Annotated in this window: 18 protein-coding genes and 1 tRNA gene; 9 read left to right on the top strand and 10 right to left on the bottom strand. The window is 73.5% G+C overall.

Translation table 11 applies throughout. From position 1 onward, the window contains the following. Positions 1-2 precede the first annotated feature (2 nt). Both ABD254_RS01280 and ABD254_RS01275 read right to left on the bottom strand, forming a co-directional pair. The gene (locus ABD254_RS01280; RefSeq protein ID WP_344244849.1) at positions 3-605 is read right to left on the bottom strand and encodes a GDSL-type esterase/lipase family protein; all 603 of its coding nucleotides are present in this window, start codon (positions 603-605) and stop codon (positions 3-5) included. A 123-nt stretch (positions 606-728) separates the two neighbouring features. After that, positions 729-1,655, bottom strand: coding sequence for an aldose 1-epimerase family protein (locus tag ABD254_RS01275; RefSeq protein ID WP_344244847.1), 927 nt, complete (start codon positions 1,653-1,655; stop codon positions 729-731). Between the two features lie 138 nt (positions 1,656-1,793). On the opposite strand from ABD254_RS01275, the gene ABD254_RS01270 reads away from it, so the two are divergent. After that, entirely contained in the window at positions 1,794-2,789 is a 996-nt protein-coding gene (locus ABD254_RS01270) for an aldo/keto reductase (protein WP_344244845.1), read from the top strand. A gap of 92 nt (positions 2,790-2,881) precedes the next feature. Here ABD254_RS01270 and ABD254_RS01265 read toward each other — a convergent pair whose 3' ends face one another. The 3 genes from ABD254_RS01265 to ABD254_RS01255 all read right to left on the bottom strand — a co-directional run bounded on the left by ABD254_RS01265 (position 2,882) and on the right by ABD254_RS01255 (position 8,862). Then, on the bottom strand, positions 2,882-6,658 hold the full coding sequence (locus ABD254_RS01265) for a multifunctional oxoglutarate decarboxylase/oxoglutarate dehydrogenase thiamine pyrophosphate-binding subunit/dihydrolipoyllysine-residue succinyltransferase subunit (protein WP_344244843.1): 3,777 nt from the start codon (positions 6,656-6,658) through the stop codon (positions 2,882-2,884). A 334-nt stretch (positions 6,659-6,992) separates the two neighbouring features. Further along, entirely contained in the window at positions 6,993-8,087 is a 1,095-nt protein-coding gene (locus ABD254_RS01260; RefSeq protein ID WP_344244841.1) for a sensor histidine kinase, read from the bottom strand. A gap of 1 nt (position 8,088) precedes the next feature. Continuing rightward, positions 8,089-8,862, bottom strand: coding sequence for a response regulator transcription factor (locus tag ABD254_RS01255; protein ID WP_344244839.1), 774 nt, complete (start codon positions 8,860-8,862; stop codon positions 8,089-8,091). 214 nt (positions 8,863-9,076) lie between these two features. Here ABD254_RS01255 and ABD254_RS01250 point away from each other — a divergent pair, with 214 nt between their 5' ends. The 3 genes from ABD254_RS01250 to ABD254_RS01240 all read left to right on the top strand — a co-directional run bounded on the left by ABD254_RS01250 (position 9,077) and on the right by ABD254_RS01240 (position 12,530). Then, the gene (locus ABD254_RS01250) at positions 9,077-10,429 is read left to right on the top strand and encodes a hemolysin family protein (RefSeq protein ID WP_344244837.1); all 1,353 of its coding nucleotides are present in this window, start codon (positions 9,077-9,079) and stop codon (positions 10,427-10,429) included. Next, positions 10,426-11,469, top strand: a complete 1,044-nt coding sequence (locus tag ABD254_RS01245) for a hemolysin family protein (protein WP_344244835.1) — start codon at positions 10,426-10,428, stop codon at positions 11,467-11,469. The genes ABD254_RS01250 and ABD254_RS01245 overlap by 4 nt, the downstream gene beginning before the upstream one ends. Before the next feature lie 368 nt (positions 11,470-11,837). Further along, the gene (locus ABD254_RS01240; RefSeq protein ID WP_344244833.1) at positions 11,838-12,530 is read left to right on the top strand and encodes a M15 family metallopeptidase; all 693 of its coding nucleotides are present in this window, start codon (positions 11,838-11,840) and stop codon (positions 12,528-12,530) included. A 42-nt stretch (positions 12,531-12,572) separates the two neighbouring features. Here ABD254_RS01240 and ABD254_RS01235 read toward each other — a convergent pair whose 3' ends face one another. The 4 genes from ABD254_RS01235 to ABD254_RS01220 form a co-directional block, all read right to left on the bottom strand. Next, positions 12,573-13,214, bottom strand: a complete 642-nt coding sequence (locus ABD254_RS01235; protein WP_344244831.1) for a CYTH domain-containing protein — start codon at positions 13,212-13,214, stop codon at positions 12,573-12,575. Positions 13,215-13,260: 46 nt separating this feature from the next. Next, positions 13,261-14,427, bottom strand: a complete 1,167-nt coding sequence (locus tag ABD254_RS01230; RefSeq protein ID WP_344244829.1) for a bifunctional 2-methylcitrate synthase/citrate synthase — start codon at positions 14,425-14,427, stop codon at positions 13,261-13,263. A 75-nt stretch (positions 14,428-14,502) separates the two neighbouring features. Continuing rightward, complete coding sequence (gene prpB / locus ABD254_RS01225) at positions 14,503-15,438, bottom strand: methylisocitrate lyase (protein ID WP_344244827.1); 936 nt, start codon at positions 15,436-15,438, stop codon at positions 14,503-14,505. Between the two features lie 11 nt (positions 15,439-15,449). Further along, positions 15,450-16,967: an MmgE/PrpD family protein gene (locus ABD254_RS01220; RefSeq protein ID WP_344244825.1), complete on the bottom strand. Its 1,518-nt coding sequence runs from the start codon at positions 16,965-16,967 to the stop codon at positions 15,450-15,452. 394 nt (positions 16,968-17,361) lie between these two features. Between ABD254_RS01220 and ABD254_RS01215 the strand changes: the two genes are divergently transcribed. Next, positions 17,362-18,885, top strand: a complete 1,524-nt coding sequence (locus ABD254_RS01215) for an MFS transporter (RefSeq protein ID WP_425553604.1) — start codon at positions 17,362-17,364, stop codon at positions 18,883-18,885. Positions 18,886-18,986: 101 nt separating this feature from the next. Here the strand turns inward: ABD254_RS01215 and ABD254_RS01210 are convergent. Beyond that, positions 18,987-19,062 (bottom strand) — tRNA-Arg (locus ABD254_RS01210). A 101-nt stretch (positions 19,063-19,163) separates the two neighbouring features. On the opposite strand from ABD254_RS01210, the gene argS reads away from it, so the two are divergent. The 4 genes from argS to thrC all read left to right on the top strand — a co-directional run bounded on the left by argS (position 19,164) and on the right by thrC (position 24,778). After that, positions 19,164-20,831, top strand: a complete 1,668-nt coding sequence (gene argS / locus ABD254_RS01205; protein ID WP_344244821.1) for an arginine--tRNA ligase — start codon at positions 19,164-19,166, stop codon at positions 20,829-20,831. Beyond that, positions 20,828-22,234, top strand: coding sequence for a diaminopimelate decarboxylase (gene lysA / locus ABD254_RS01200; RefSeq protein WP_344244819.1), 1,407 nt, complete (start codon positions 20,828-20,830; stop codon positions 22,232-22,234). Before argS ends, lysA begins: the two co-directional genes overlap by 4 nt. 151 nt (positions 22,235-22,385) lie before the next feature. Further along, positions 22,386-23,681: a homoserine dehydrogenase gene (locus ABD254_RS01195; protein WP_344245236.1), complete on the top strand. Its 1,296-nt coding sequence runs from the start codon at positions 22,386-22,388 to the stop codon at positions 23,679-23,681. Positions 23,682-23,683: 2 nt separating this feature from the next. Further along, positions 23,684-24,778 carry a threonine synthase gene (thrC, locus tag ABD254_RS01190; protein ID WP_344244817.1) on the top strand — a complete coding sequence of 365 codons (1,095 nt, stop codon included), beginning with the start codon at positions 23,684-23,686 and terminating at the stop codon, positions 24,776-24,778. Positions 24,779-24,795: the final 17 nt, after the last annotated feature.

Below are 24,795 nucleotides of genomic sequence, written 5' to 3'. Positions count from 1 at the left end.
GGTCACTCGTCGACGGGCAGCCCCAGCCAGGCGTGCCAGCCCGTGTGCAGCACCAGCCAGGCGATGAGCCCGTACCCGGCCTGCCCGGGGTAGGTGCTCCCGTTGGTCGCGAGGTCGGCCAGCCACTGCTCGTGCTGCGCGAGCGGCGTGTACGTGTCGACGTACGGCACGCGGCGTCGCGCCGCGACGTCGGCGAAGGCGGCCGATAGCTCGGCGATGCGTTCGCCGTCCTCCTCGCGGCCGGGCGGCGGGCCGACGACGAACGACGCGACCCGGCTCGTCTCGGCCTGGTCCAGGATGTTCGCCAGGTTGAGACGCGACCGCGCCAGCGAGAGGCCCGAACCCAGGTCGTGCCGCCCGAGCGCCACGACCAGCCGGTTGTCGCACGTGGCCTCGGGACCGAATCTGGACTCCGCCTCCGCCTTCCAGCGGGCGCCGAGGCCCGACGTCGTCTCCCCGGGGACGGCGAGCGTGAACGACATCGCCGGGCGCGTGAACCGGGAGCGTGCCAGGACGCGCCCCGTCCAGCCGAGCGCGCGGGCGTCGCCGACCCCCACGCTGAGCTCGTCACCGACGACGCAGATGCGCACCTCCGGCTCGGTCACCGATCCCTCACCGTCCTGTTCCTCGGGGTTCCTGGGGCTGTTCACCGGCTGGTCCCTGATCGCCGGTGCGCGGCCATTGTGGGGCACCCGGGCGCGGGGCCCGGGGCTCCCACGCCGGGCCGGTCACAGCAGTGTCGCGCCCCACCGGACGGTGTGCTCCTCTCCGGGCGCGAGCCGGACCAGGTCGTCGCCGGTGTTGAAGGCGTCGGCGACGCAGCTCATCGGCTCGGCCGCGAGCCCGAACCGCTCGTGGCCGGAGATGTGGTCGGCCGAGCACACCTGCCAGCAGTCCATCGAGTCGTCCATCCACACGGCCGCCGTCCGCCCGTCGGGGCGGCCGAGCCGGGCCCAGGACAGGCCGTCGTCGTCGCGGGTGGCGCCGATCCACGCGTCGTCGAGGTCCAGCCCTGCGAGGGTGCGGGTCTCGCGCAGGTCGTACGGCCCGGCGACCGGCTCGGTGCCGGTGGGCAGCAGCCGGCCGTCGACGGTGACGTGCTCGCGCGCGTCGAGGCGCACCGTGCAGTCGTCGAGGGCCGCGCCGCCCGTCGACAGCCAGGGATGGAAGCCGACGCCGTAGGGCGCGGTGCCCGCACCGACGTTGCGCGTGCGCACCACGACCTCCAGCCCGGCGTCCGAGAGCCGGTAGGTCACGGTCGAGACGAGCTGGAAGGGCCAGCCCTTCTGCGCCGGCAGCGCCAGCTCGAGCGTCACGGCGTCGTCGGCGACCGCCACGACGTCCCACCGGTACCAGCAGGCCAGCCCGTGCAGGGCGGTGCCCCGGTCGGGCTCGCTCACCGCGACCTGGTACCGGGTCCCGTCGGCGACGTAGGCGCCGTCGCGCAGCCGGTTCGGCCAGGGCAGCAGGACGGCGGCGTTGAAGACGGGGGCGGCCTCGTCCTCGCCGAACGGCACGAAGACGTCGTGCCCGTCCACGGAGTACTCGCGGACCATCGCGCCGACCTCGGTGATCGTGGCCCGGTGGGCGCCCGAGGCGATGCGGAGCTGCCGGCCCGACGGGGCGGGGACGGCGGGGGGATATGCGGTGTTCACGCTCACACCGTAGTCGGGACGCCAGATCGGTGCGGGCGACGTAGCGTGGGGGCAGCCTTGACAGCAGGCGCATCCCCGCGCGCCGCGGGCTGCATGGCGTCACGCGGGGACGCGTGGTGCGCCACGAACGGAGGAACGATGGAGAAACAGGTGCTCGGCCGTACGGGCCGGCTGGTGTCGGTCGTCGGCCTGGGAACCTGGCAGCTGGGCGCGGACTGGGGCACGGTCACCGACGACCAGGCCCGGGACGTCCTGGAGGCCTCGCTCGAGTCCGGGGTGACGTTCTACGACACCGCGGACGTCTACGGCGACGGCCGCAGCGAGAAAGCCGTGGGCGCGTTCCTCGCCGACCACCCGGACGCCGGGATCACCGTCGCCACGAAGATGGGGCGCCGGATGGACCAGGTGCCCGAGAACTACGTGCTGGCGAACTTCCGCGAGTGGACGGACCGGTCGCGCCGCAACCTCGGCGTCGAGACGCTGGACCTGGTGCAGCTGCACTGCCCGCCCACCGCCGTCTACTCCGACGACGAGGTCTACGACGCCCTCGACACGCTCGTGGCCGACGGCGCCGTGGCGGCCTACGGCGTGTCCGTCGAGACGGTGGACGAGGCGCTCACAGCGATCGCCCGGCCCGGCGTCGCCACCGTGCAGATCATCCTCAACGCGTTCCGGCTCAAGCCGCTGGAGAAGGTGCTCCCCGCGGCGTCCGAGGCGGGCGTCGGCGTCGTCGCCCGCGTGCCCCTCGCGTCGGGCCTGCTGTCCGGCCGGTACACCCGGGAGACGGAGTTCGCCGACGACGACCACCGGAAGTTCAACCGGAAGGGCGAGTCGTTCGACGTCGGCGAGACCTTCTCCGGCGTCCCGTTCGAGACCGGCGTCGACGCGGCGGACCGGTTCGCGGAGCTCACGCGCACGTCCCTGACTCAGAACCTCATGCCCGCCCAGGCCGCGATCGCCTGGGTGTGGCAGCAGCCGGGCGTCTCCACGGTCATCCCCGGCGCGCGGACGGCTGAGCAGGCCCACCTCAACGCCGCCGCCGGCGCCGCCGAGGTGCTCGGCCCGCTGTTCTCGTCCGGCGTGCGGGAGATCTACGACGACTCCATCCGGGAGCACGTGCACGAGAAGTGGTGACCCCGGACGGCGAGGGCCCCGCCGGTTGAGCCCGTCAGACCCTCGAAAGGGGTTCGACGGGCCCGACCTGCGGGGCCCTCGCCGTGTGCGCGTCAGACGCGGTCGAAGGCCTGCGCGAGCAGGACCTCCTGCTGCTCCTTGTGCCGCTTGGCCGTGCCGGCGGCGGTCGAGGCCGACGCCGGTCGCGACGCGACGGCGACGCGGGGGAGGTCCTCCGGCATGGCGAGGTGCAGGAACGACCAGGCGCCCTGGTTCTCCGGCTCGTCCTGTACCCACAGCACGTCGGCTGCGGGGTACTTCGCAAGCTCGCGGCGGACCTGCTCCTCGGGGAACGGGTAGAGCTGCTCGAGGCGCACGATCGCGGTCTTCTCGTCCTGCCGCTTGCGGCGCTCGGCCAGCAGGTCGTAGTAGAGGCGGCCGGTGCACAGCAGGACGCGGTCCACGGCGGCGGCGTCGACGTCCGGGTCCGGGAGGACGGGCTCGAACGTGCCGGTCGTGAAGTCCTCGACGCTCGACCCCGCGGCCTTGAGGCGCAGCAGCTGCTTGGGCGTGAAGACGACCAGCGGGCGGCGCGGGCGGTCGTACGCCTGCTTGCGCAGCAGGTGGAAGTACGACGCGGGCGTGGACGGCTGGGCGATCGTCATGTTGTTCTCGGCGGCGAGCTGCAGGAACCGCTCGATCCGCGCGGACGAGTGGTCCGGCCCCTGGCCCTCGTAGCCGTGCGGGAGCAGCATGACCAGGGACGAGTTCTGTCCCCACTTCTGCTCGGCCGACGAGATGAACTCGTCGATGACGGTCTGGGCGCCGTTGACGAAGTCGCCGAACTGGGCCTCCCACAGCACGAGCGCGTCCGGCCGCTCCACGGAGTAGCCGTACTCGAAGCCGAGGGCCGCGTACTCGCTCAGCGAGGAGTCGTACACCCAGAACTTCGCCTGGTCGCCCGCGAGGTACAGCAGCGGGGTCCACTCGGCCCCGGTGTTGCGGTCGTGCAGCACGGCGTGGCGCTGCACGAACGTGCCGCGGCGCGAGTCCTGCCCGGCGAGGCGCACCGGGGTGCCCTCCATGAGCAGCGAACCGAAGGCGGTGAGCTCGCCGAAGCCCCAGTCGATGCCACCCTCCTTCGACATGAGCTGGCGCTTCTCCAGCATCTGCGCGAGCTTGGGGTGCACCGTGAAGCCCTCGGGCGGAGCGACCTGCACGTCGCCGATGCGCTCGAGCACCGAGTGCGGCACCGCCGTCTGCCAGCCCACCATGTCGCCGGCCCCGGGGCGCTGGGACTCGGGCCGCTCCAGGCCGAGGATCTCGTCGTCGCCGTCGGGACGGGCGTCGCCGCCGGCGGACTTGGTCTCGGTGAAGACCCGCTCGAGCTGCTGCTGGTAGTCCTGCAGCGCCTGCTCGGCCTCCTCGACCGTGATGTCGCCGCGCGCCACGAGGTTCTTCGTGTACAGCTTGCGCACCGACTGCTTGGCCTCGATGAGGTTGTACATCAGCGGCTGCGTCATCGACGGGTCGTCGCCCTCGTTGTGCCCGCGGCGGCGGTAGCAGACCATGTCGATGATGACGTCGCGGTCGAACTGCTCGCGGTAGGCGAAGGCCAGCTCCGCGACCCGCACGCAGGCCTCCGGGTCGTCGCCGTTCACGTGGAAGACGGGGATCTGGTAGCCCTTGGCGACGTCGGTCGCGTACGTGGTCGAGCGCGACGACGACGGGCCGGTGGTGAAGCCGACCTGGTTGTTGATGATCACGTGGATCGTGCCGCCGGTGCGGTAGCCGCGCAGCTGGGCGAGGTTGAGCACCTCGGGCACGACGCCCTGGCCCGCGAAGGCCGCGTCACCGTGCAGGAGGATCGGCAGCACGGAGAAGCCGTCTCCGCCCAGGTCGATGCGGTCCTGCTTGGCCCGCACGATGCCCTCGAGCACCGGGTCGACGGCCTCGAGGTGCGAGGGGTTCGCGGCGAGGTAGACCTTGGTGGTCGCGCCGGACTCGGCGGTGAAGACGCCCTCGGTGCCCAGGTGGTACTTGACGTCGCCGGAGCCCTGGACGCTCTTCGGGTCGAGCTGGCCCTCGAACTCCTTGAAGATCTGCCCGTAGCTCTTGCCGGCGATGTTCGCGAGCACGTTCAGCCGCCCGCGGTGCGCCATGCCGATGCCGACCTCGTCGAGGCCGCTCTCGGCGGCCCGGCCCAGGATGGCGTCGAGCAGCGGGATGACGGACTCGCCGCCCTCCAGCGAGAAGCGCTTCTGGCCGACGTACTTGGTCTGCAGGAACGTCTCGAACGCCTCGGCCGAGTTGAGGCGGCGCAGGATGCGCAGCTGGTCCTCGCGCGGCGTGCGGGCGTACCCGTGCTCCAGCCGGTCCTGCAGCCAGCGCCGCTGGGCCGGGTCGGAGATGTGCATGTACTCGACGCCGATGGTGCGGCAGTACGAGTCGCGCAGCAGGCCGAGGATGTCGCGCAGCGTGTCCTTGGGCTTGCCGCCGAAGCCGCCGGTGGGGAACACCCGGTCGAGGTCCCACAGGGTGAGGCCGTGGTTCTGGATGTCCAGGTCGGGGTGCTTGCGCTGGCGGTAGGCGAGTGGGTCGGTCTCCGCCATCAGGTGGCCGCGCGACCGGTAGGAGTGCACGAGCTCCGCGATGCGGGCCGGCTTGGCCGCCTCGACCTCGCCGTCCACCGTGTTGTCGCGCACCCAGCGCACCGGCTCGTACGGCACGCGCAGCGCCGCGAAGACCCGGTCGTAGAAGCCGTCGAGACCCAGGAGCTTGCTCGCGAGGATCTTGAGGAACTCGCCGGACTGTGCGCCCTGGATGATGCGGTGGTCGTAGGTCGACGTGATCGTCATGACCTTCGAGATGCCCATGCGGGCGAGCTGCTCCTCGGAGGCCCCCGCGAACTCGGCCGGGTAGTCCATGGCGCCGACGCCGATGATCGTGCCCTGGCCGGCCATGAGACGCGGCACGGAGTGCACGGTGCCGATGCCGCCGGGGTTGGTCAGCGAGATCGTGGTGCCCGCGAAGTCGTCCATGCCGAGCTTGCCGCCGCGGGCCTTGCGCACGAGCTCCTCGTACGCGGCCCAGAACCCGGCGAAGTCGAGCTCGTCGGCCTTCTTGATGCTGGGCACCAGGAGCTGGCGCGAGCCGTCCGGCTTGGCCAGGTCGATCGCCAGGCCGAAGCCGACGTGCGCGGGCTGCACGACGTGCGGCTTGCCGTCGACGCTCTCGTAGTGCGCGTTCATCACCGGCATGTCGGCCAGCGCCTCGACGAGGGCGAACCCGATGAGGTGGGTGAAGGAGATCTTGCCGCCGCGGCCGCGCGCCAGGTGGTTGTTGATGACGATGCGGTTGTCCACCATGAGCTTGGCGGGCACCGCGCGCACCGACGTGGCGGTGGGGACCTCGAGCGACGCCTCCATGTTCGTCACGACGCGCGCCGCGGGGCCGCGGAGCTTCTGCACGTCGTCGGTGGCCTCGTCCTCGGCGCTCTTCGGCGAGGCCTTGGCGACCTCCGCGTACGGCGCGGTGGACGGCTGCGCCTCCGCCACGGGCGGGGCCGACGCGATCTCGGGGTCCGCGGGCACCGGCGCGGAGGAGGCCCGGCGGGCGTCCTCGGCCGCCGCGGTGCCGGACGCGGGCCTGGCGGGCGCGCTCGCGGCGGGCTCCGCGGGGGCCGGTGCCGGCTTCGCGGCCGGGGCCGGGGCGGGCTTCGCGGCGGGCTCGGGTGCGGCCTGGCCGTCCGTGGCGCCGCCCGGCGCCTCGCCCGGGGTGTAGTCGGCGAAGAAGTCCCACCACGCGGGGTCTACCGCGTTCTTGTCCTTGAGGTACTGCTCGTAGAGCTCGTCGACAAGCCATTCGTTGGCTCCGAACGCGCTCGCCACGCTGATCGACTCTGACCCGTCCTTCGGGGACACCACGCGCGGATCGCCCACTTTCACACCGTTGCAACTTGTTCGATCGGAAACGCCCGGCGGTGCCGGTGCGTGCCTCCAAGCCTATGCCCTCGGCACCGACCCGCCGCGGCACCGGACTGGCGGGATCGGGCCGTTCCGGGGCTCCGGCGGGCCCCGGGCGGGCGTCCGGTAATGCGGGGGGCAACGGCACACCCGGACGTCCCGTGGAATGCGTCGAGGCTCGCCATGAGCGCACCATCCGCCCGGAATCCCTCCGGCCGGACTGTGACCAACGTCACGCGATCCCATCCTGGCGCGGGGGTCACGTCTCGGACTCCGTCGTCACCCCCGGCGCCGGCCGGGCCTGCGCCGGCAGGGTCACCCGCATGGTGGCCCCGCGGTTCGTGTCGGCCACCTGGACGTGGCCGCCGTGCAGGTCCACGGCCCAGCGGACGATCGCCAGCCCGATGCCCGTGCCGCCCGTCGTGCTGGGCTGCCGGGACGTCCCCGTCGCCCGGGTGAAGCGCTCGAAGACGCGGTCCCGGTCCTCGGGGGCGATCCCGGGACCCTCGTCGCTCACCTCGATGACGACCTCGTCGTCGACGGGGTAGGCGTCGAGCCGCACCGTCCCGGCGTGCGGGGAGTGCCGGATCGCGTTCTGCAGCAGGTTGGTGACGACCTGGCGCAGCCGCTCGACGTCGGCCTCGAGCACGAGGTCGGGGGGCGTGACGTCGACGACGTAGCTCAGCCCCTTGGCGGCCTCGACCATGGACATCGCCTGGGCCGTCTCCTCGAGGAAGTCGCCCACGGAGAACTCGTCGAGCACGAGCGCGGACGCGCCGGCCTCGACGCGGGACAGGTCGAGCAGGTACGTGACCAGCCGGGTGAGCCGCTCGGTCTGCTCGAGGGACAGCTCCAGCGCGGCCGGGGTCGGCTCGGTGACGCCGTCGACCATGTTCTCGAGCTGGGCCTGCAGCGCGGCCACCGGGGTGCGCAGCTCGTGCGAGACGTTCGCGATGAGCTCGCGCCGCACCCGGTCGGACGCGTCCAGGTCGGCGGCCATGACGTTGAAGGCCTCCGCGAGCTGCCCGACCTCGTCCCGGCTCGTCGCGCGGACGCGGATGGAGTAGTCGCCGGCCGCCATCGCCTGCACCGCCGCGGTCATCTCCCGCAAGGGCGACGTCATCCCGCGCGCGAGGATCTGCGTGATCACGAGCGACAGGAAGATCGCCAGCGGCAGCGTCCGGGTGGGGCCGAACTGGTTCTGCAACCCGATCCAGGTGACGAAGACGGCGAACGTCACCGTCGCGACGACGAGGACGCCCAGCTTGGTCTTGAGGGAGCGCAGGGGGTCCAGCGGCCGGACGTCGGGGAGCCGGTGGTGGTGCGGGGCGCCGCTCGACGGGCCGGTGGGCACGTCAGTCCGCCGGCGGCTCGAAGGCGTACCCCACGCCGTGCACCGTCCGGATGAGGTCGGGGCCGAGCTTGCGGCGCAGCGCCTTGATGTGCGAGTCCACGGTGCGGGTGCCGCTCGCGTCCGCCCAGTCCCAGACCTCCGCGAGCAGCTTCTCGCGCGTCTGGACCGTCTTGGGCGAGCTCGCCAGCATGACGAGCAGCTCGAACTCGGTGGGGGTGAGATGCACCTCCTCGCCGCTCCGGTGCACGCGTCGCTGCGCCCGGTCGATGGACACGTCGCCCATCACCATGGGCGGGTCGGACGGGACGGTCGCCGCGGCCTGCGTGGCTCGCTCGACCCGCCGCAGCAGCGCCTTCACGCGTGCGACGAGCTCACGCATCGAGAACGGCTTCGTCATGTAGTCGTCGGCGCCCACGCCGAGGCCGACCAGCATGTCCGTCTCGTCGTCGCGCGCCGTGAGCATGAGGATCGGGACGGGGTGGTCGGCCTGGATCCGGCGTGTCACCTCGAGCCCGTCGATGCCGGGGAGCATGACGTCGAGGACGATGGCGTCGGGCCGCAGCCGCGCCGCGGCGTCGACGCCGGCGAGGCCGTCACGCGCGACCTCGACGCGCCAGCCCTCGGCGGACAGGCGCTGCGCGATCGCCGCGGCGATCGCGGGTTCGTCCTCGACGACGAGCACGGTGGCGTTCGGCTGGCCCGACGGGCCCGGGCTCGGAGTCCCGCCCGCGGCGGGGCCGCCTCCCGGGACGCTCGGAGGGGTCGCGGTGGTCATGGCCTCCATCTTGCACGCACCGGCTGATAACGCGCTGTGTACACGCTGTTCGCGGCCATCTGGCCGCCACGTGCCGGCGACGTCCCCGCGACGTCCCCGCGACCTGGCCGCGACCTGTTCGCGACGGGGCCGGGACTGCCCGTTAGCATCGGAGCACGATGGACGATCCTCGACATTCCAGCCCGTACCCGTCCCCCGGCCAGCGAGGTCGATCGTGCTAGGCGACGTGCTCATGGTGGCCCTCGGCGTCCTGCTCACGGCCGGGACGGCCGTGTTCGTCGCGAGCGAGTTCTCCCTCGTCACCCTGGATCCCGCCGTCGTCGGAGCCGACGACGAGGAGGGCGACAGTCCGTCGCCCGGCCACGCACCGTGGGCGGGGCGCCCGCCGGACCGGCGGGACCGCGCCGTGCGTGCCGGGCTCAAGCACCTGTCGACGGAGCTGAGCTCCGCGCAGGTCGGCATCACCGTGACGACGATCCTGCTGGGCTACACGGCACAGCCGGCGCTCCTGTCGCTGTTCTCCGCCGCCTTCGCCTCCACCGCCCTCGGGCAGGGGGTGGCGGGCGTGCTGGCCGGCGTCCTGGCGCTCGTCGTGGTCAACGCGTTCTCCATGCTCTTCGGCGAGCTCATCCCGAAGAACTTCGCCCTCTCCGCCCCGCATGCCACCGCGCGCGCCGTGGTGCCCGTCCAGCGGGTGTTCACCACGCTGTTCCGCCCGGTGATCTCGGTGCTCAACGGGTCGGCGAACGCCCTGCTGCGCCGGGTGGGGGTCGAGCCGCGCGAGGAGCTCTCCGGGGCCCGCTCGGCGTCCGAGCTCGTGTCGCTGGTGCGCCGCTCCGCACAGGAGGGCACGCTCGAGCAGTCCGTCGCGACGCTCCTGGCGAACTCCCTGGAGCTCGACGAGCTCTCGGCGCGCGACGTCATGACCGACCGGCTGCGCATGTCCGTCGTCGAGCGCGACGCCACGGCCGCGGACGTCGTGGCGCTCGCCCGGCGCACGGGGCACTCGCGGTTCCCCGTCATCGGCGACGACCGCGACGACGTGGTGGGCCTCGTCCACCTGCGCCGCGCGGTCGGCGTGCCGCACGACCGGCGCGCGGAGGTGCCCGCGGCCGCGCTCATGGTCGACGCGCCCCGGGTGCCCGAGACGGTCCGGCTCGGCCCGCTGCTGGTGGAGCTGCGCGGGCTGGGCCTTCAGCTGGCCGTGGTGGTGGACGAGTACGGCGGGACGTCGGGCATCGTCACGCTCGAGGACGTCGTCGAGGAGCTGGTCGGCGACGTCGCGGACGAGCACGACCCGCGGCGCGCGGGCGTCGTGCGCGGCGCCGACGGGTCCTGGGTGGTCCCGGGGGTGCTGCGGCCGGACGAGCTGGCGGAGCGCACGGGGATCGACGTCCCCGAGGCGCCCGCGTACGAGACGCTGGGCGGCCTGGTCATGGCCGTGCTCGGCAGGGTGCCCGCGGCGGGCGACGAGGTCGAGGTGGACGGGGTGCGGCTGCGCGTGGAGGCGATGGACTCGCGACGGGTCGAACGGGTCCGGGTGCGCGGCGCGGAGGTGCGTCGATGAGCACCGGCACCGCCCTGCTGGTCGGTCTGCTCCTGCTCGCCGGCAACGCGTTCTTCGTCGGCGCCGAGTTCGCCGTCATCTCCGCGCGCCGCTCCTCGATGGAGCCGCGCGCCGAGGCGGGGGAGCGGCGCGCGCAGACCGTGCTGTGGGCGATGGAGCACGTCTCGCTGATGCTGGCGTGCGCCCAGCTCGGCGTCACCGTGTGCTCCACCGGCCTCGGCATCGTGGCCGAGCCGGCCCTGGCGCACCTCCTCGAGGGCCCGTTCGCGGCGCTCGGCGTCCCCGAGTCGCTGGTGCACCCGGTGGCACTCGTCCTCGCGCTCGCCGTCGTGGTCTACCTGCACGTCGTGCTGGGGGAGATGGTGCCGAAGAACCTCGCCGTCGCCGGCCCGGAGACGGCGGCGCTGTGGTTCGCGCCGCCGCTCGTGCTGGTCGCCCGCGCGGTCCGCCCGGTGATCGCCGCGCTGAACTGGGTGGCGAACCACGCGGTGCGTCTGGCCGGGGTCGAGCCGAAGGACGAGGTCGCCTCGGCGTACACGGCGCAGGAGGTGCAGTCGATCGTCGAGCACTCCCAGGCGGAAGGTGTGCTGCGCGACGAGCAGGGCTTGCTCACCGGCGCGATCGAGTTCTCCTCGCGCACCGCCGGCGACGTCATGGTGCCGCGCGACGACCTGGTGGCGGTCGCTCCGGGCGTCACGCCCGACGACGTCGAGCACCTGGTCGCCCGCACGGGGTTCAGCCGCTTCCCCGTCCGCGCCGAGGACGGCGAGGCGTCGTTCGACGGCTACCTGCACCTCAAGGACGTGCTCTACGCGTCGAACGGCGACCGGTTCGAGCCGGTGCCCGGCTGGAGGGTTCGGGCGCTCGCGTCCGTGGGACCGGACGACGAGGTCGAGGACGCGCTGCGGACCATGCAGCGCTCCGGCGCCCACCTGGCACGCGTCGAGGGGCCAGGCGGCGTGCTGGGGGTCGTCTTCCTCGAGGACATCCTCGAGGAGCTCGTGGGCGAGGTGCGCGACGCGATGCAGCGACGCCGATGACCGGTGGGTGAACGACCGGTGGCCGCCGCGTGGCGGGGGCCGTGGCCGGACCGGGCTTGGCCGTGGCGCCGGTCACCGTTATGGTTCCGTGACGGACCGGTCGTGCGGTCGCGTGCGGGGGCACGCGTCGCAGGTCGGGACGCAGATCGAGCATCGAGATTCGGGGAGACCAGCGGCCGGGCGGGCCGTGCGGTCGTGCACACGGAGGTGTTGTGGAGGCGACGTCGCAGGGTGACGCACCCGCGCTCCGTTCGCGACGGGCCATCCGCGAGGCCGAGCTCGCCAAGGCCGGCAAGAAGCCCCGGAAACGGGCCCCGTCATCGTCGTCCTCCCAGGGGCGCCACGCTGCGCCCGCGGGGCACGCCTGGGTGACCAGGGTCGCCGTGCTGGGCTCGCTGGCGGCCGCGACGATCGCCGTCCCGCTCGCGAACGGTGCTCAGGGCGGCGACGGCTCGCCCTTCGAGCTCGACACCCAGCCGACCGGCCCGTCCACGCTCGCGCTCCTCAAGGCCGGCGTCGACACGCCGCGGACGTCGGCCGCGATCGCGGCCGCGCCGCGCGACGTCCGCGTGGAGGCGGGGGCCGCCAGCCGCACCGCCGAACGCAGCCCGCTGCCGGGCTGTGACGCCGACGCCCCGATCGAGGGTGGCAACGGCACCCTCGCCGACCACTCGTTGTGCGACGTCTGGCAGCCGGGGGAGCGGCTCCGCGCGGACGCCGCCGTGGCGCTCAGCGCGCTCAACGAGGGCTTCAAGGCCCGCTTCGGCCGGGATCTGTGCCTCGTCGACAGCTACCGCACGCTCGACTCCCAGTACGCCGTCAAAGCGAGCCGCGGTTACCTCGCCGCCGTCCCCGGCGCCTCCATGCACGGCTGGGGCCTGGCGATCGACCTCTGCTCCGAGGAGTACACGTCCAGCGAGGTCTACGGCTGGTTGTGGGAGAACGGTGCGGCCTACGGCTGGGAGAACCCGCCGTGGGCGCAGCGTGGCGGGTCCGGCAACTACGAGCCCTGGCACTTCGAGTACCGACCGGGCGTCGAAGAGGTCTCGTACTGGCACTGACGTTCGCCGTGCCTCTGGGGACCGTGGTCGCGTCCGGGCCTGTCAGGTCGTGAGCGTCGAGTTGCCGCCGAAGTCGTCGCGGAACTTCGGGCCCTGCGCGTTGAGCTCCTGCGCGTACGACGCCGCCCAGCCGCGGTAGGGGTCGACGGCGAGCGACTCGTTGGAGAACCGCCGGTCGTCGGTCAGCTCCGTGACGCAGAAGTCCGGGATCTGCAGGTCCGTGACCGGCCCGGACCGCTCGCACTCGGCGACGATGAGCGGATGGTTGGTCCCGCCGAACACGTCCACCGACCAGCCGTCCGCGCCGAGCCAGACCGCGTACCGGGTCTTGAGCACCTGGGCGCCGCCGCGGCGCACCAGCTCGACGCCGACCAGCGGGTCGAGCTGCCGCTCCGCCTCGTACCGGGTGCCGCCCACCGACGGGCCCTTGACGGTCACCGCCGCGAAGTCGACCTGCCCGCGGTACAGCTCGAGCACCTCCCGCGCGTCGCTGTCGGGCGCCAGGCGCGGCTCGACGCCCGTGGCCTGCACGCGCACCCGCAGCGCGTACCCGCCGTCGGACAGGAAGTACGACTGCACGATGAGCGCGGGGGCGTCCCGCAGCGCGTCCGGCAGCTCCCGGACGAGGAAGCGGCGCTCGAACTCGAAGTCGGCGTACGTCGCGTCGGTGGTGTCCTCGGTCATGGTCACGAGCGTACCGAGCGCCCCGGTCGTCAGGGCCTCTGCCCCGTCAGAGCCTGCGCGGCACCTCGCGGCGTGCGGGGCCCACGTACTCCGACAGCGGCCGGATGAGCGAGTTCGCCGCCTGCTGCTCGGCGACGTGCGCCGTCCAGCCCGTGACGCGGGCGGCGACGAAGAGCGGCGTGAACGTCGCCGTGTCGAAGCCCATGAGGTGGTAGGCCGGGCCGGACGGGTAGTCGAGGTTGGGGTAGATCCCCTTGCGCGCCACGAACTCGGACTCCAGCGCGGCGTAGAGGTCCCCGAGGTCGGGTCGGTCGTAGTGCTCGACGAGCGTGTCGAGGGCGGCCTTCATCGTGGGCACGCGCGAGTCGCCGTGCTTGTAGACGCGGTGACCGAAGCCCATGATCTTCCGCTTGCGGGCCAGCGCGTCGTCGAGCCAGGCGGCCACGCGGTCCGCGGCGCCGATCTCGGCGAGGGTCTCCATGACCGCCTCGTTGGCTCCGCCGTGCAGCGGACCCTTGAGTGCCGCGATCGCCGCGACGACGGCGGAGTGCACGTCCGCGAGGGTCGACGTCACCACCCGCGCGGTGAACGTCGAGGCGTTGAACGAGTGCTCGGCGTACAGGATCATCGACCGGTTGAAGGCGTCGACGACGACGGGTTCCGGCTCGGTGCCGAACGTCATCCACAGCAGGTTGGCGGAGAAGTCGAGGTCGTCCCTGGCCTCCACCACGTCCAGGCCCCGCCGGCGGCGCTGTCCGTAGGCGACGACGGCGGGGAGCGCGGCGAAGAGCCGCCCGGCACGCGCGACCGTCTCCTCGGGGTCGGCCGCGGCGTCGAGCGCGGAGAGCCCGGCGACCTCCCGCGCGCCGACGACGCTCACCGCGGTGCGCAGCTCGTCCATCGGGTGCGCCGACACCGGCAGGAGGTCGATCGCGGCGCGCACGTCGTCCGCGAGCGCCCGGTGCTCGCGCTCGGTGGCGCGCAGCCCCGCCAGCTCGTCGGCGGTGGGCAGCTCGCCGTGCCACAGCAACCAGGCGACGGCCTCGAACGGCTGGGTCGCCGCCAGGTCCTGGACCGGGTAGCCGCGGTACAGCAGCGAGTTCGTCTCCGGGTCGACCTTCGAGATCGCCGTGACGTCCGCGACGACCCCGGCGAGGCCCTTGCGGACCTCCGCCTGCCCGCCGTCGTCCGGTTGCGACGTGTTCATCGTCATCGTGCTCCTTCGCGTCGATGGTGGCTGCTCCGTGGCGCCCGGTCGAGGGCGGGCCTCGCGGCGGCGTGCGCCACGCTATCCGCGGTGCCGGTCGGGGCGCTCCCCGTGGTGGTGGTCGTCGAGGGAGAAGTCGTACACCCCCGCGTCGAAGTCGCCGTACCCCGCGTAGTCCACGAGCTCGTACAGGCGCGACCGTGTCTGCATGGATGGGACCTGGGAGGCGAGCGACCCCTCGGCCCGCAGGGCGTCCAGGCCGCGCTCGGCCGCGCCCATCGCGAGCCGGAGCAGGGAGACGGGGTAGATGACGAGGGCCACCCCGGCGTCGGCGAGCTGTCGGGCGGTGAAGAGCTCGCTCTTGCCGAACTCCGTCATGTTCGCCAGGACCGGAACGTCGAGGGCGCTCGCGACGGCCTCGAACTCGGCCAGGTCGCGCATCGCCTCGGGGAAGACCGCGTCGGCCCCGGCGTCGACGAGCGCCTTCGCACGGTCGATCGCGGCGCCGAGGCCGGCGACGGCGCGGATGTCGGTGCGGGCCATGATCAGCAGGTTCTCGTCGCGGCGGGCGGCGGCCGCGGCCCGTACGCGCTGCAGCGCGGTGGCGTCGTCGACCACCTGCTTGCCGTCGAGATGGCCGCACCGCTTGGGGTTGACCTGGTCCTCGACGTGCAGCCCCGCGACGCCGGCGTCCTCGAGCGTCTGGACCGTCCGCGCGACGTTCATCGCCTCGCCGAAGCCCGTGTCGGCGTCCACGAGGGTGGGCAGGTCGGTCATGCGGGCGATCTGCCCCGCTCGGGTCGCGACCTCGCTCAGCGTGGTCAGGCCGACGTCGGGCAGCCCCAGGTCGGCGGAGACCACCGCGCCCGAAACGTAGACGCCGTCGAACCCCTTGTCCTGGATGAGCCGCGCGGCCAGCGGGTTGAACGCGCCCGGGAGCTGTAGCAGCTCGCCGGAGCGCAGGCGCTCGCGGAACGCGGCCCGCTTCGCCGCCGGCGTCGTCGTGGAGTAGAGCACGGTCTCGCTCCTCAGAAGATGCCGGGGGCCACGGGGTGGGCGGCCGCGGGGTCGGTGAGCGGCGTGACGGTGAGACCGTCCAGCTCGTCGGCCGTGAGCTCCGGCAGGCGCTGGGCGACGTCCAGGAACCGCTCGGTCTCCTCGTCGGCCAGCACGCCGGCCGCCAGCGCGCGGAACTTCGCCACGTACTGCTCGCGGGCGAACGGGCGGGCGCCGAGCGGGTGGGCGTCGGCGACGGCGATCTCCTCGACGACGCGCGAGCCGTCCGCGAGCTCGATCTCCACGCGGCCGCCGAAGGCCTTCTCGGCCGGGTCGTGCGAGTGGTAGCGCCGGGTCCACTCCGGGTCCTCGGCCGTCGTGACGGTGCGCCACAGCTCGACGGTGTCCGGGCGCGCGGCCCGCTCGGGGGCGTAGCTGTCGACGTGGTCCCACGCCCCGTCCTGCAGCGCGACCGTGAAGATGTACGGGATCGAGTGGTCGAGCGTCTCGCGGCTCGCCGTGGGGTCGTACTTCTGCGGGTCGCCGGCGCCGGAGCCGATGACGTGGTGCGTGTGGTGGCTGGTGTGCAGCACGACGGCGCTCACGTTCGCGGGGTCGCGCAGCTCCGGGCGCTCGCGGCCCAGCCGGCGGGCCAGGTCGATCCACGCCTGCGCCTGGTACTCGGCCGAGTGCTCCTTGGTGTAGGTGTCGAGGATGGCGCGGCGGGCCTCGCCGGGTCCCGGCAGAGGCACCGTGTAGCGGGCGTCCGGGCCGTCCAGCAGCCACGCGATGACGCCGTCGGAGCCCTCGTAGATCGGGCTCGGGGAGGTCTGCCCGCGCATCGCGCGGTCCACCGCCTCGACCGCCATCTTCCCCGCGAACGCGGGGGCGTGCGCCTTCCACGTGGAGATCTCGCCCTTGCGGGACTGCCGCGTCGCCGTCGTGGTGTGCAGGGCCTGGCCCACCGCCTGGTAGACGGTCGCGGGCCCCAGGCCGAGCAGCGTGCCGATGCCGGCGGCCGCGGACGGTCCGAGGTGCGCCACGTGGTCGATCTTGTGCGCGTGCAGGCTGATGCCCTTGACCAGGTCCACCTGGATCTCGTACCCCGTGACGATCCCGCGGAGCAGCTCGGCGCCGCTGCGGCCCAGGTGCTGCGCGACGGCGAGGATCGGCGGGATGTTGTCACCCGGGTGGGAGTACTCGGCCGCCAGGAAGGTGTCGTGGTAGTCGAGCTCGCGCACGGCGACGCCGTTGGCCCAGGCCGCCCACTCGGGGCTGGTGCGCTCGGGCGAGCCGACGACCGTCGCGCCGCGGCCGTGCCGGGAGACCGGGTGTGCCTCGGCCTGGGCGCGGGCCGCGAGGATCGGCGCCCGGCCGAGCGACGCCGTGGCGACGGCGGCGTTGTCGATGACGCGGTTGATCACCATGTCGGCGACCTCCGGCGTCGGGTCGAGCTGCTCGGCCGCGACCTCCGCGATCTTCCAGGCGAGCTGCTCGTCGCGGGCCAGGGGCTCGTCGGAGCGGTAGACGCGGACGGTGTGGTCGATCATGCGGGGGCTGTCCTCCGGCCGGGTGGGGGCATCGTGGGGGCGTCGTCGCCGCCCGTCGTCCGGGCTGCTCAAGGAACGTAACGCCCGGCGGACGCGCGGTCCAGCGAGCCGGTCGGGCCGGGCCGCGGGGCGGATGGACGCCCTCCGCGGACCGCGGTGACCCAGGTCACGAAGAGCGGCCCTCGCGGTGGTATCGGCGCAGGTGAGCGAGCTGCCCTTCGTGTCATGAAAACGCCACGTCGGCCGGTTGAAGTTTGAACTTCGGTCAAGCGTCAGTAACGTGGCCGCCCATGTTCGGGTCCGGGGACACCTTCGGGGTGTCTCCGGCCGCCATTCACGGGCGGAGGGGACGGGGCGCCGCACGGGTGTCACGGACTCCGCCACGGAAGGAAACATGACCGCCGTCACCAGCCCCGCACCCTCCGGACGTCCGAGCACGGCCGGCGTGAGCGCACCGCAGGCCCGGCCGACGCGCCGCCGCCGGCTGCGCCTGGCCGACATCACCGTCGTCGACGGCGCGATGCTCAAGAAGACCATCGGTGGCACCGCCGTCGGCAACCTCATGGAGTGGTACGACGTCGGCATCTACGGCTACCTCGCCGTGACGATGGGCGCGGTGTTCCTGCCGACGGCCTCCGCCGGCGTCCAGGTCCTGTTCTCGCTCGGCGTCTTCGCCTCCACGTACGTGGCCCGACCGCTGGGCGGGATCGTCTGCGGGCGCATCGGCGACCGGATCGGGCGGCAGAAGGTGCTGTCGTTCACCCTGACGATGATGGCCGCCTCCACGTTCCTGATCGGCCTGCTCCCCACGTACGGCGCGATCGGCGTGGCCGCCCCCCTGCTGCTGGTGGTGCTCAAGCTCCTCCAGGGGTTCTCCACCGGCGGCGAGTACGCCGGCGTCACGACCTTCGTCGCCGAGCACGCCCCCGACCGCCGCCGCGGCTGGGCCGCGTCGTTCCTTGACTTCGGCAGCTACCTCGGGTTCGCCGCCGGCGCCGTCGTGGTGACCGTGCTGCAGCTCGTCCTCGGCCAGCAGGCGATGCTGGACGGCGGCTGGCGGATCCCGTTCCTCATCGCCGGCCCGATCGGCGCGTTCGCCGTGTGGTTCCGCCTGAAGATTGAGGAGACCCCCGCGTTCCAGGCGCAGCAGGCCGCCGCCGAGCAGGGCGAGGGCGGGGCCGCCCTGCAGCCGGCCGTGGCCACCCCGACGCTCCGGTCCCAGTGGAAGCTGCTCGTGGTCGCCATGATCCTGGTCGCCGTCGCGAACACGGCCGCGTACGCCCTCACCAGCTACATGCCCACCTACCTGACCGACACCCTCGGGTACGACGCGGTCGACGGCACGCTCCTGACCGTCCCGGTGCTCGTGCTGATGGCGGGGCTCATCCTGGTCGCCGGCCCGGTGAGCGACCGCGTCGGGCGCAAGCCGCTGATGTGGATCGGCGCGGGGGCCATGCTCGTCCTGTCCGTGCCGGCCTTCCTGCTGATCGGCCTCGGCCACGTCTGGTCCACGCTGCTGGGTCTCGTGCTGCTGGCGCTGCCCGTCGCGTGCATGGTCGGCGTGCAGGCGGCGACCCTGCCCGCGATGTTCCCGACGGCGGTCCGCTACCGCTCGATGGGCCTCGCCTACAACGTCTCGCTGGCGCTGTTCGGCGGCACGACGCCGCTGCTCGTGGAGTCGCTGACGCAGGCCACCGGGTCGTCGCTGGCCCCGGCCTACTACCTCATGGGCTTCGCCGTCGTCGGGGCGGTCACCGTCTTCTTCCTGCGCGAGAGCGCCGGGCAGCCCCTGCCCGGGGCGATGCCGTCCGTCGACACCCGCGCCGAGGCGGTCGAGCTCGTCGCGACCCAGGACGACAACCCGGACCTCGACCTCGACACGCTGCCGCTCGACCGCGAGCCGGTCGGGGCCCGCTGACGCGCGGCGCCGTGTCGGTCCTCCGCGGGAGCGCCGGCGAGCGAGTGCCTGGCAAGACGAACGAGGGCGGGTCCGCCGTCGCGGACCCGCCCTCGTTCGGTTGGTGCGCCTGAAGGGATTCGAACCCCCGACCTTCTGCTCCGGAGGCAGACGCTCTATCCACTGAGCTACAGGCGCGGGCGCCGACACGATCGCCAGAGCGAAGCCGTCGGCACGGTGCACGAGACTACCAGCACCTCGGGGGCGGGAAGCACACGCACCGTTAGTAGAATCGCCCGGTGACCCCCGACGAGCTCTCGCAAGCACTCAGCGCTGCCCTCGCCGCGGCCGTGGCCGACGGCACCCTCGCACTGCCCGCCGACGCCGTCCCGGCGTCGGTCCACGTGGAGCGACCCCGGCAGCGTGAGCACGGCGACTGGGCCACCAACGTCGCGCTGCAGCTCGCCAAGAAGGCCGGCACGACGCCGCGCGCGCTCGCCGAGGACCTGGCCTCCCGCCTGGGGGCCACCCCGGGCGTCAAGACTGTCGGGGTCGCCGGCCCCGGCTTCCTCAACATCACGCTCGAGGCCGGCGCCGCCGGCGAGCTCGCCCGCACGGTCGTGACGGCGGGCCCCGCCTACGGCCGCACGGACACGCTGGCCGGCCAGGTGCACAACCTCGAGTTCATCTCGGCCAACCCCACCGGCCCGCTGCACATCGGCCACACCCGCTGGGCCGCGCTGGGCGACGCCCTCGCACGCATCCTGCGGGCCGCCGGGGCCGACGTCACCGCCGAGTACTACATCAACGACGCCGGCGCCCAGATGGACAAGTTCGGTCGTTCGGTCCTCGCCCGGGCCAAGGGCGAGGACGTGCCCGAGGGCGGCTACCCGGGCGAGTACGTCAAGGAGCGCGCCGCCGAGGTCCTCGAGGCCGAGCCCGGTCTGCTCGACCTGCCCGACGAGGAGGCCGCGGCCCTCGCCCGCGAGCTCGGCTACCAGGCGCAGCTCGAGGCGATCCGGCGCACCCTCGACGGCTTCGGCGTGCACTTCGACGTCTGGTTCTCGGAGCGCACGCTGCACGAGTCCGGCGCCGTGGAGCAGGCGGTCGCCCGCCTGCGCGAGCAGGGGCACGTCTTCGACGTCGACGGCGCGGTGTGGCTGCGCACCACGGACTTCGGCGACGACAAGGACCGGGTGATGATCCGGGCGAACGGCGAGCCCACCTACTTCGCCGCCGACGCCGCCTACTACCTGTCCAAGAAGGACCGCGGCTTCCCGGGCAAGATCTACCTGCTCGGCGCCGACCACCACGGCTACATCAACCGCCTCAAGGCCATCGCGGCCTGCGCGGGCGACGACCCCGAGGCGAACATCGAGGTGCTCATCGGGCAGCTGGTCAACATCGCGGGCGAGCGGATGGGCAAGCGCCGCGGCAACGCTCTCTACATGGACGAGCTCATCGAGTGGCTGGGCTCCGACGCGCTGCGCTACTCGCTCGCCCGGTTCCCCGCGGACACCCCGCTGTCGCTGTCGGGCGAGGAGATGCTCAAGCAGAGCAACGACAACCCCGTCTTCTACGTGCAGTACGCGCACTCGCGCACGTGCGCCGTCGACCGGAACGCCGCGGACCGCGCCGTCGCCCGCACTCGCGAGGACGGCTCGGACGCCTTCGACCCGTCCCTGCTGGAGCACGAGACCGAGGCCGCGCTGGTCGGGCGCCTCACCGAGTTCCCGCGGATCGTCGGCCAGGCGGCCGAGCTGCGCGAGCCGCACCGGGTCGCGCGCTACCTCGAGTCCCTGGCCGCCGACTACCACAAGTGGTACTCGGAGTGCCGCGTGACGCCGTACCCGGACGAGGAGGTCACGGACACGCACCGCACGCGCCTGTGGCTCAACGACGCCGTGCGCCAGGTGCTCGCCAACGGCCTCGACCTGCTCGGCGTCGGCGCCCCGGAGCGGATGTGACCACGCCCGACGGCACCGCGCCGGAAGCGCCGGTGACCGGCGTCCTCGGCGTGCCCTGGTCGACCGGCGTCCGGCGGGGCGACGACGGCGCCTGCGAGGTCGCCGGCGTCGACGTGCGCGAACTCGCGGCCGAGCACGGCACCCCCGCGTACGTGCTCGACGAGGCGGACTTCCGCGCCCGGGCCCGCGCCTACCGGACGGCGTTCGCGACGGCGTTCGCCGAGGTCGGCACCGGCGTCGACGTCTACTACGCGGGGAAGGCGCTGCTCACAGTCGCCGTCGCGCGCTGGGCCCGCCAGGAGGGGCTGCGCGTCGACACGGCGTCCGGCGGAGAGCTCGCCGTGGCGCTGCGCGCCGGCGTCCCGGGCGCGGAGCTCGGGCTGCACGGCAACAACAAGTCGGACGCCGAGGTCCTCGCGGCGCTCGACGCCGGCGTCGGCCGGATCATCGTCGACTCGCTCGTCGAGATCGACCGGGTCGCGGACCTCGCTGCGTCCCGGGGCGTGGTCGCGCCCGTCATGGTGCGCGTCACGACCGGCGTGCACGCGGGCGGGCACGAGTACATCTCCACGGCGCACGAGGACCAGAAGTTCGGCCTCTCGGTGAACCCGGGGGTGCTGGACGGCGACGGCGGCGACCCGCCGGCGATGCGCGCGCTGCTCGCCGTCGTCGCGCGCCCGGAGCTGCACCTGCTCGGCATCCACTCCCACATCGGCTCGCAGATCCTCGACCCGGCGGGCTTCGAGGCCGCCGCCCGCGTCGTGCTGCGGCTGCGGGCCGAGCTGGCCGAGCGCACCGGCGTCCTGGTCGGGGAGGTGGACCTCGGCGGCGGCTACGGCATCGCGTACCTGCCGGGCGAGGTGCCGCTGGACCCGGACCGCATCGCCAAGGACGTCGCGAGCGCGGTCGCCGCGATCTGCGCCGAGCACGGCACGCCGCTGCCACGGATCTCCATCGAACCGGGGCGCGCGATCGTCGGCCCGGCCGGCCTCACGCTGTACACCGTGGGCACGGTCAAGCCGGTCGCGCTCGACGACGGCCGGGTGCGCACGTACGTCTCCGTCGACGGCGGCATGAGCGACAACATCCGGCCCGCCCTGTACGAGGCGCAGTACCACGCGGACGTCGTGGGGCGGACGTCGGACGCCGAGCCGGTCCTCGCGCGCGTCGTGGGCAAGCACTGCGAGAGCGGCGACATCGTCGTGCACGAGGTCATGCTGCCGGGCGACGTGCGCGCCGGGGACCTGCTCGCCGTCCCCGCGACCGGCGCCTACGGCCGCTCGATGGCGTCCAACTACAACCTGCTCACGCGCCCCCCGGTGGTGGCCGTGGCCGACGGCGCGTCCCGCGTCCTGGTGCGCCGGGAGACGCTCGACGACCTGCTCGCCCTCGACCTCGGCTGAGGCGTGGACGGCGCCCCGGCCGCCGCCCGGCCGCGGCTATTCTGGCCCTCGTCCCGCCGACCCGAACGAAGGTGGATCCGTGCCTGCAGCGCCCGTCCCCGGGCTCACCCCTGACCCCTCGGCCGCACCGACCGGACGCACCCCCGGCACGCTGCGCGTCGCCCTGCTCGGCTGCGGCGTCGTGGGGTCGCAGGTCGCGCGCGCGCTCGTCGAGCACGCCGACGACCTCGCCGCCCGGGCCGGCGCCCGCCTCGAGCTGGTCGGCATCGCCGTGCGCGACGCGTCGCGCCCGCGAGAGGGCCTCGGGACGGTCGTCCCGGCCGACCTGCTGACCGAGGACGCCGAGAGGCTGGTCGACGCGGCCGACCTCGTGGTCGAGGTGATGGGCGGCATCGAGCCGGCGCGCGGGCTCATCCTCCGCGCGGTCGCGGGCGGGGCGAGCGTCGTGACCGCCAACAAGGCGCTGCTCGCTGCGCAGGGGCCCGAGCTCTTCGAGGCGGCCGATGCCGCCGGGGTCGACCTGTCCTTCGAGGCCGCCGTCGCGGGCGCGATCCCCATCGTGCGGCCGGTGCGCGAGTCCCTCGCCGGCGACCACGTGCGCCGGGTGCTCGGCATCGTCAACGGCACCACGAACTACGTGCTCGACCAGATGGCCACGCACGGCCTCGACCTCGAGGAGGCCGTGAAGGAGGCGCAGGGCCTCGGGTACGCCGAGGCCGACCCGACCGCCGACGTCGAGGGCTTCGACGCCGCCGCCAAGGCCGCGATCCTCGCCTCCCTCGCCTTCCACACGCGCGTCTCGATCGACCAGGTCGCGCGCGAGGGCATCACCGGCGTCACGGCGGACGACGTCGCCGCCGCCGCGCAGACCGGGCACGTCGTCAAGCTGCTCGCGATCGCCGAGCAGACCGCCGAGGGAGTCTCGGCGCGCGTGCACCCCGCCCTGGTGCCGGCGGCCCACCCGCTGGCCGCGGTGCGCGGCGCCTTCAACGCCGTCTTCGTCGAGGCGGACGGCGCGGGCCCGCTCATGTTCTACGGCCAGGGCGCAGGCGGGCGGCCCACCGCCTCGGCCGTGCTCGGCGACCTCGTCTCGGCCGCTCGCGACCGCCTGTCGGGCGGCAAGGGCCCGTCCGAGTCGGCCTACGCGTCGTTGCCCGTGCTGCCCGCCGACGCCGCCGTCACGCGCTACCAGGTGCGCCTCGTCGTCGCCGACCGCCCGGGCGTGCTGGCGCAGGTCGCGGGCGTCCTCGCCGACCACGGCGTGTCCATCGACACGGTGCGGCAGACGGCCGACGAGCCCGCCGCCGACGGCGGCGCCGGCACCGCCCAGCTGCTCATCACGACGCACGCCGCGCGCGAGGCGTCGCTCGCGGCAACCGTCGCCGCCGTGCGCGACCTCGAGCCGGTGCGCCAGATCACGTCCGTCCTGCGAGTCGAGGGAGTCTGAGAATGCCGGCACACCAGTGGCGGGGCGTCATCGCGGAGTACGCCGACCGTCTGCCCGCGCACCTGCACGAGAAGGTCGTCACGCTGGGCGAGGGCGGCACGCCGCTGGTGCCCGCGCCGGCGCTGTCCCAGCGCACCGGCGCCGACGTGTTCGTCAAGGTCGAGGGCATGAACCCCACCGGGTCGTTCAAGGACCGCGGCATGACGGCGGCCATCTCCGCGGCGGCGGGCCGCGGTGCCAAGGCCGTGGTGTGCGCCTCGACAGGCAACACGTCGGCGTCCGCCGCCGCCTACGCGACCCGCGCCGGCATGACCTGCGCCGTCCTCGTGCCGGACGGCAAGATCGCGATGGGCAAGCTCAGCCAGGCGATCGCGCACGGCGCGCGGCTGCTGCAGGTGGACGGCAACTTCGACGACTGCCTCGTCGCGGCGCGCAAGCTCGCCGAGGTGTCCCCGATCGAGCTGGTGAACTCCGTCAACCCCGACCGCATCCAGGGGCAGAAGACCGCGGCGTTCGAGATCGTCGACGCGCTCGGGGACGCGCCCGACATCCACTGCCTGCCCGTGGGCAACGCCGGCAACATCACCGCCTACTGGAAGGGCTTCCGCGAGTACGCGGGCCTCGACGACGGCGAGCCGCTTCCGGCGGTCGCCACCCGGACCCCGCGGATGTGGGGCTTCCAGGCGGCGGGCGCGGCGCCCCTCGTCAAGGGCCACCCGGTCGACCAGCCGGAGACGATCGCCACCGCGATCCGCATCGGCAACCCGGCGTCGTGGGAGCAGGCGACCGACGCCCGCGACGCCTCCGGCGGGGTCATCGAGGCGGTGACCGACGAGCAGATCCTCGCCGCGCACCGGATCCTGTCCGCCGAGGTGGGCGTCTTCGTGGAGCCCGCCTCCGCGGCAGGCGTCGCCGGCCTCCTGGCCCGGGCGGAGCAGGGCCTCGTGCCCGTGGGCGCGCGCGTCGTCGTCACGGTGACGGGTCACGGCCTCAAGGACCCCCAGTGGGCGCTGCGCACGCCCGACGGGAACGAGGTCACCCCGACCCGCGTCAGCGCAGACGTCATGTCCATCGCGGACGCGCTCGGCCTCGACTGACTGCTGGCCAGGGAAGG

The sequence above is a fragment of the Isoptericola hypogeus genome (assembly GCF_039531145.1).
Taxonomy (GTDB): Bacteria; Actinomycetota; Actinomycetes; order Actinomycetales; family Cellulomonadaceae; genus Isoptericola; species Isoptericola hypogeus.
Note: the sequence above shows the minus strand (reverse complement) of the source record. Positions and strands in the feature narration are given on the sequence as shown.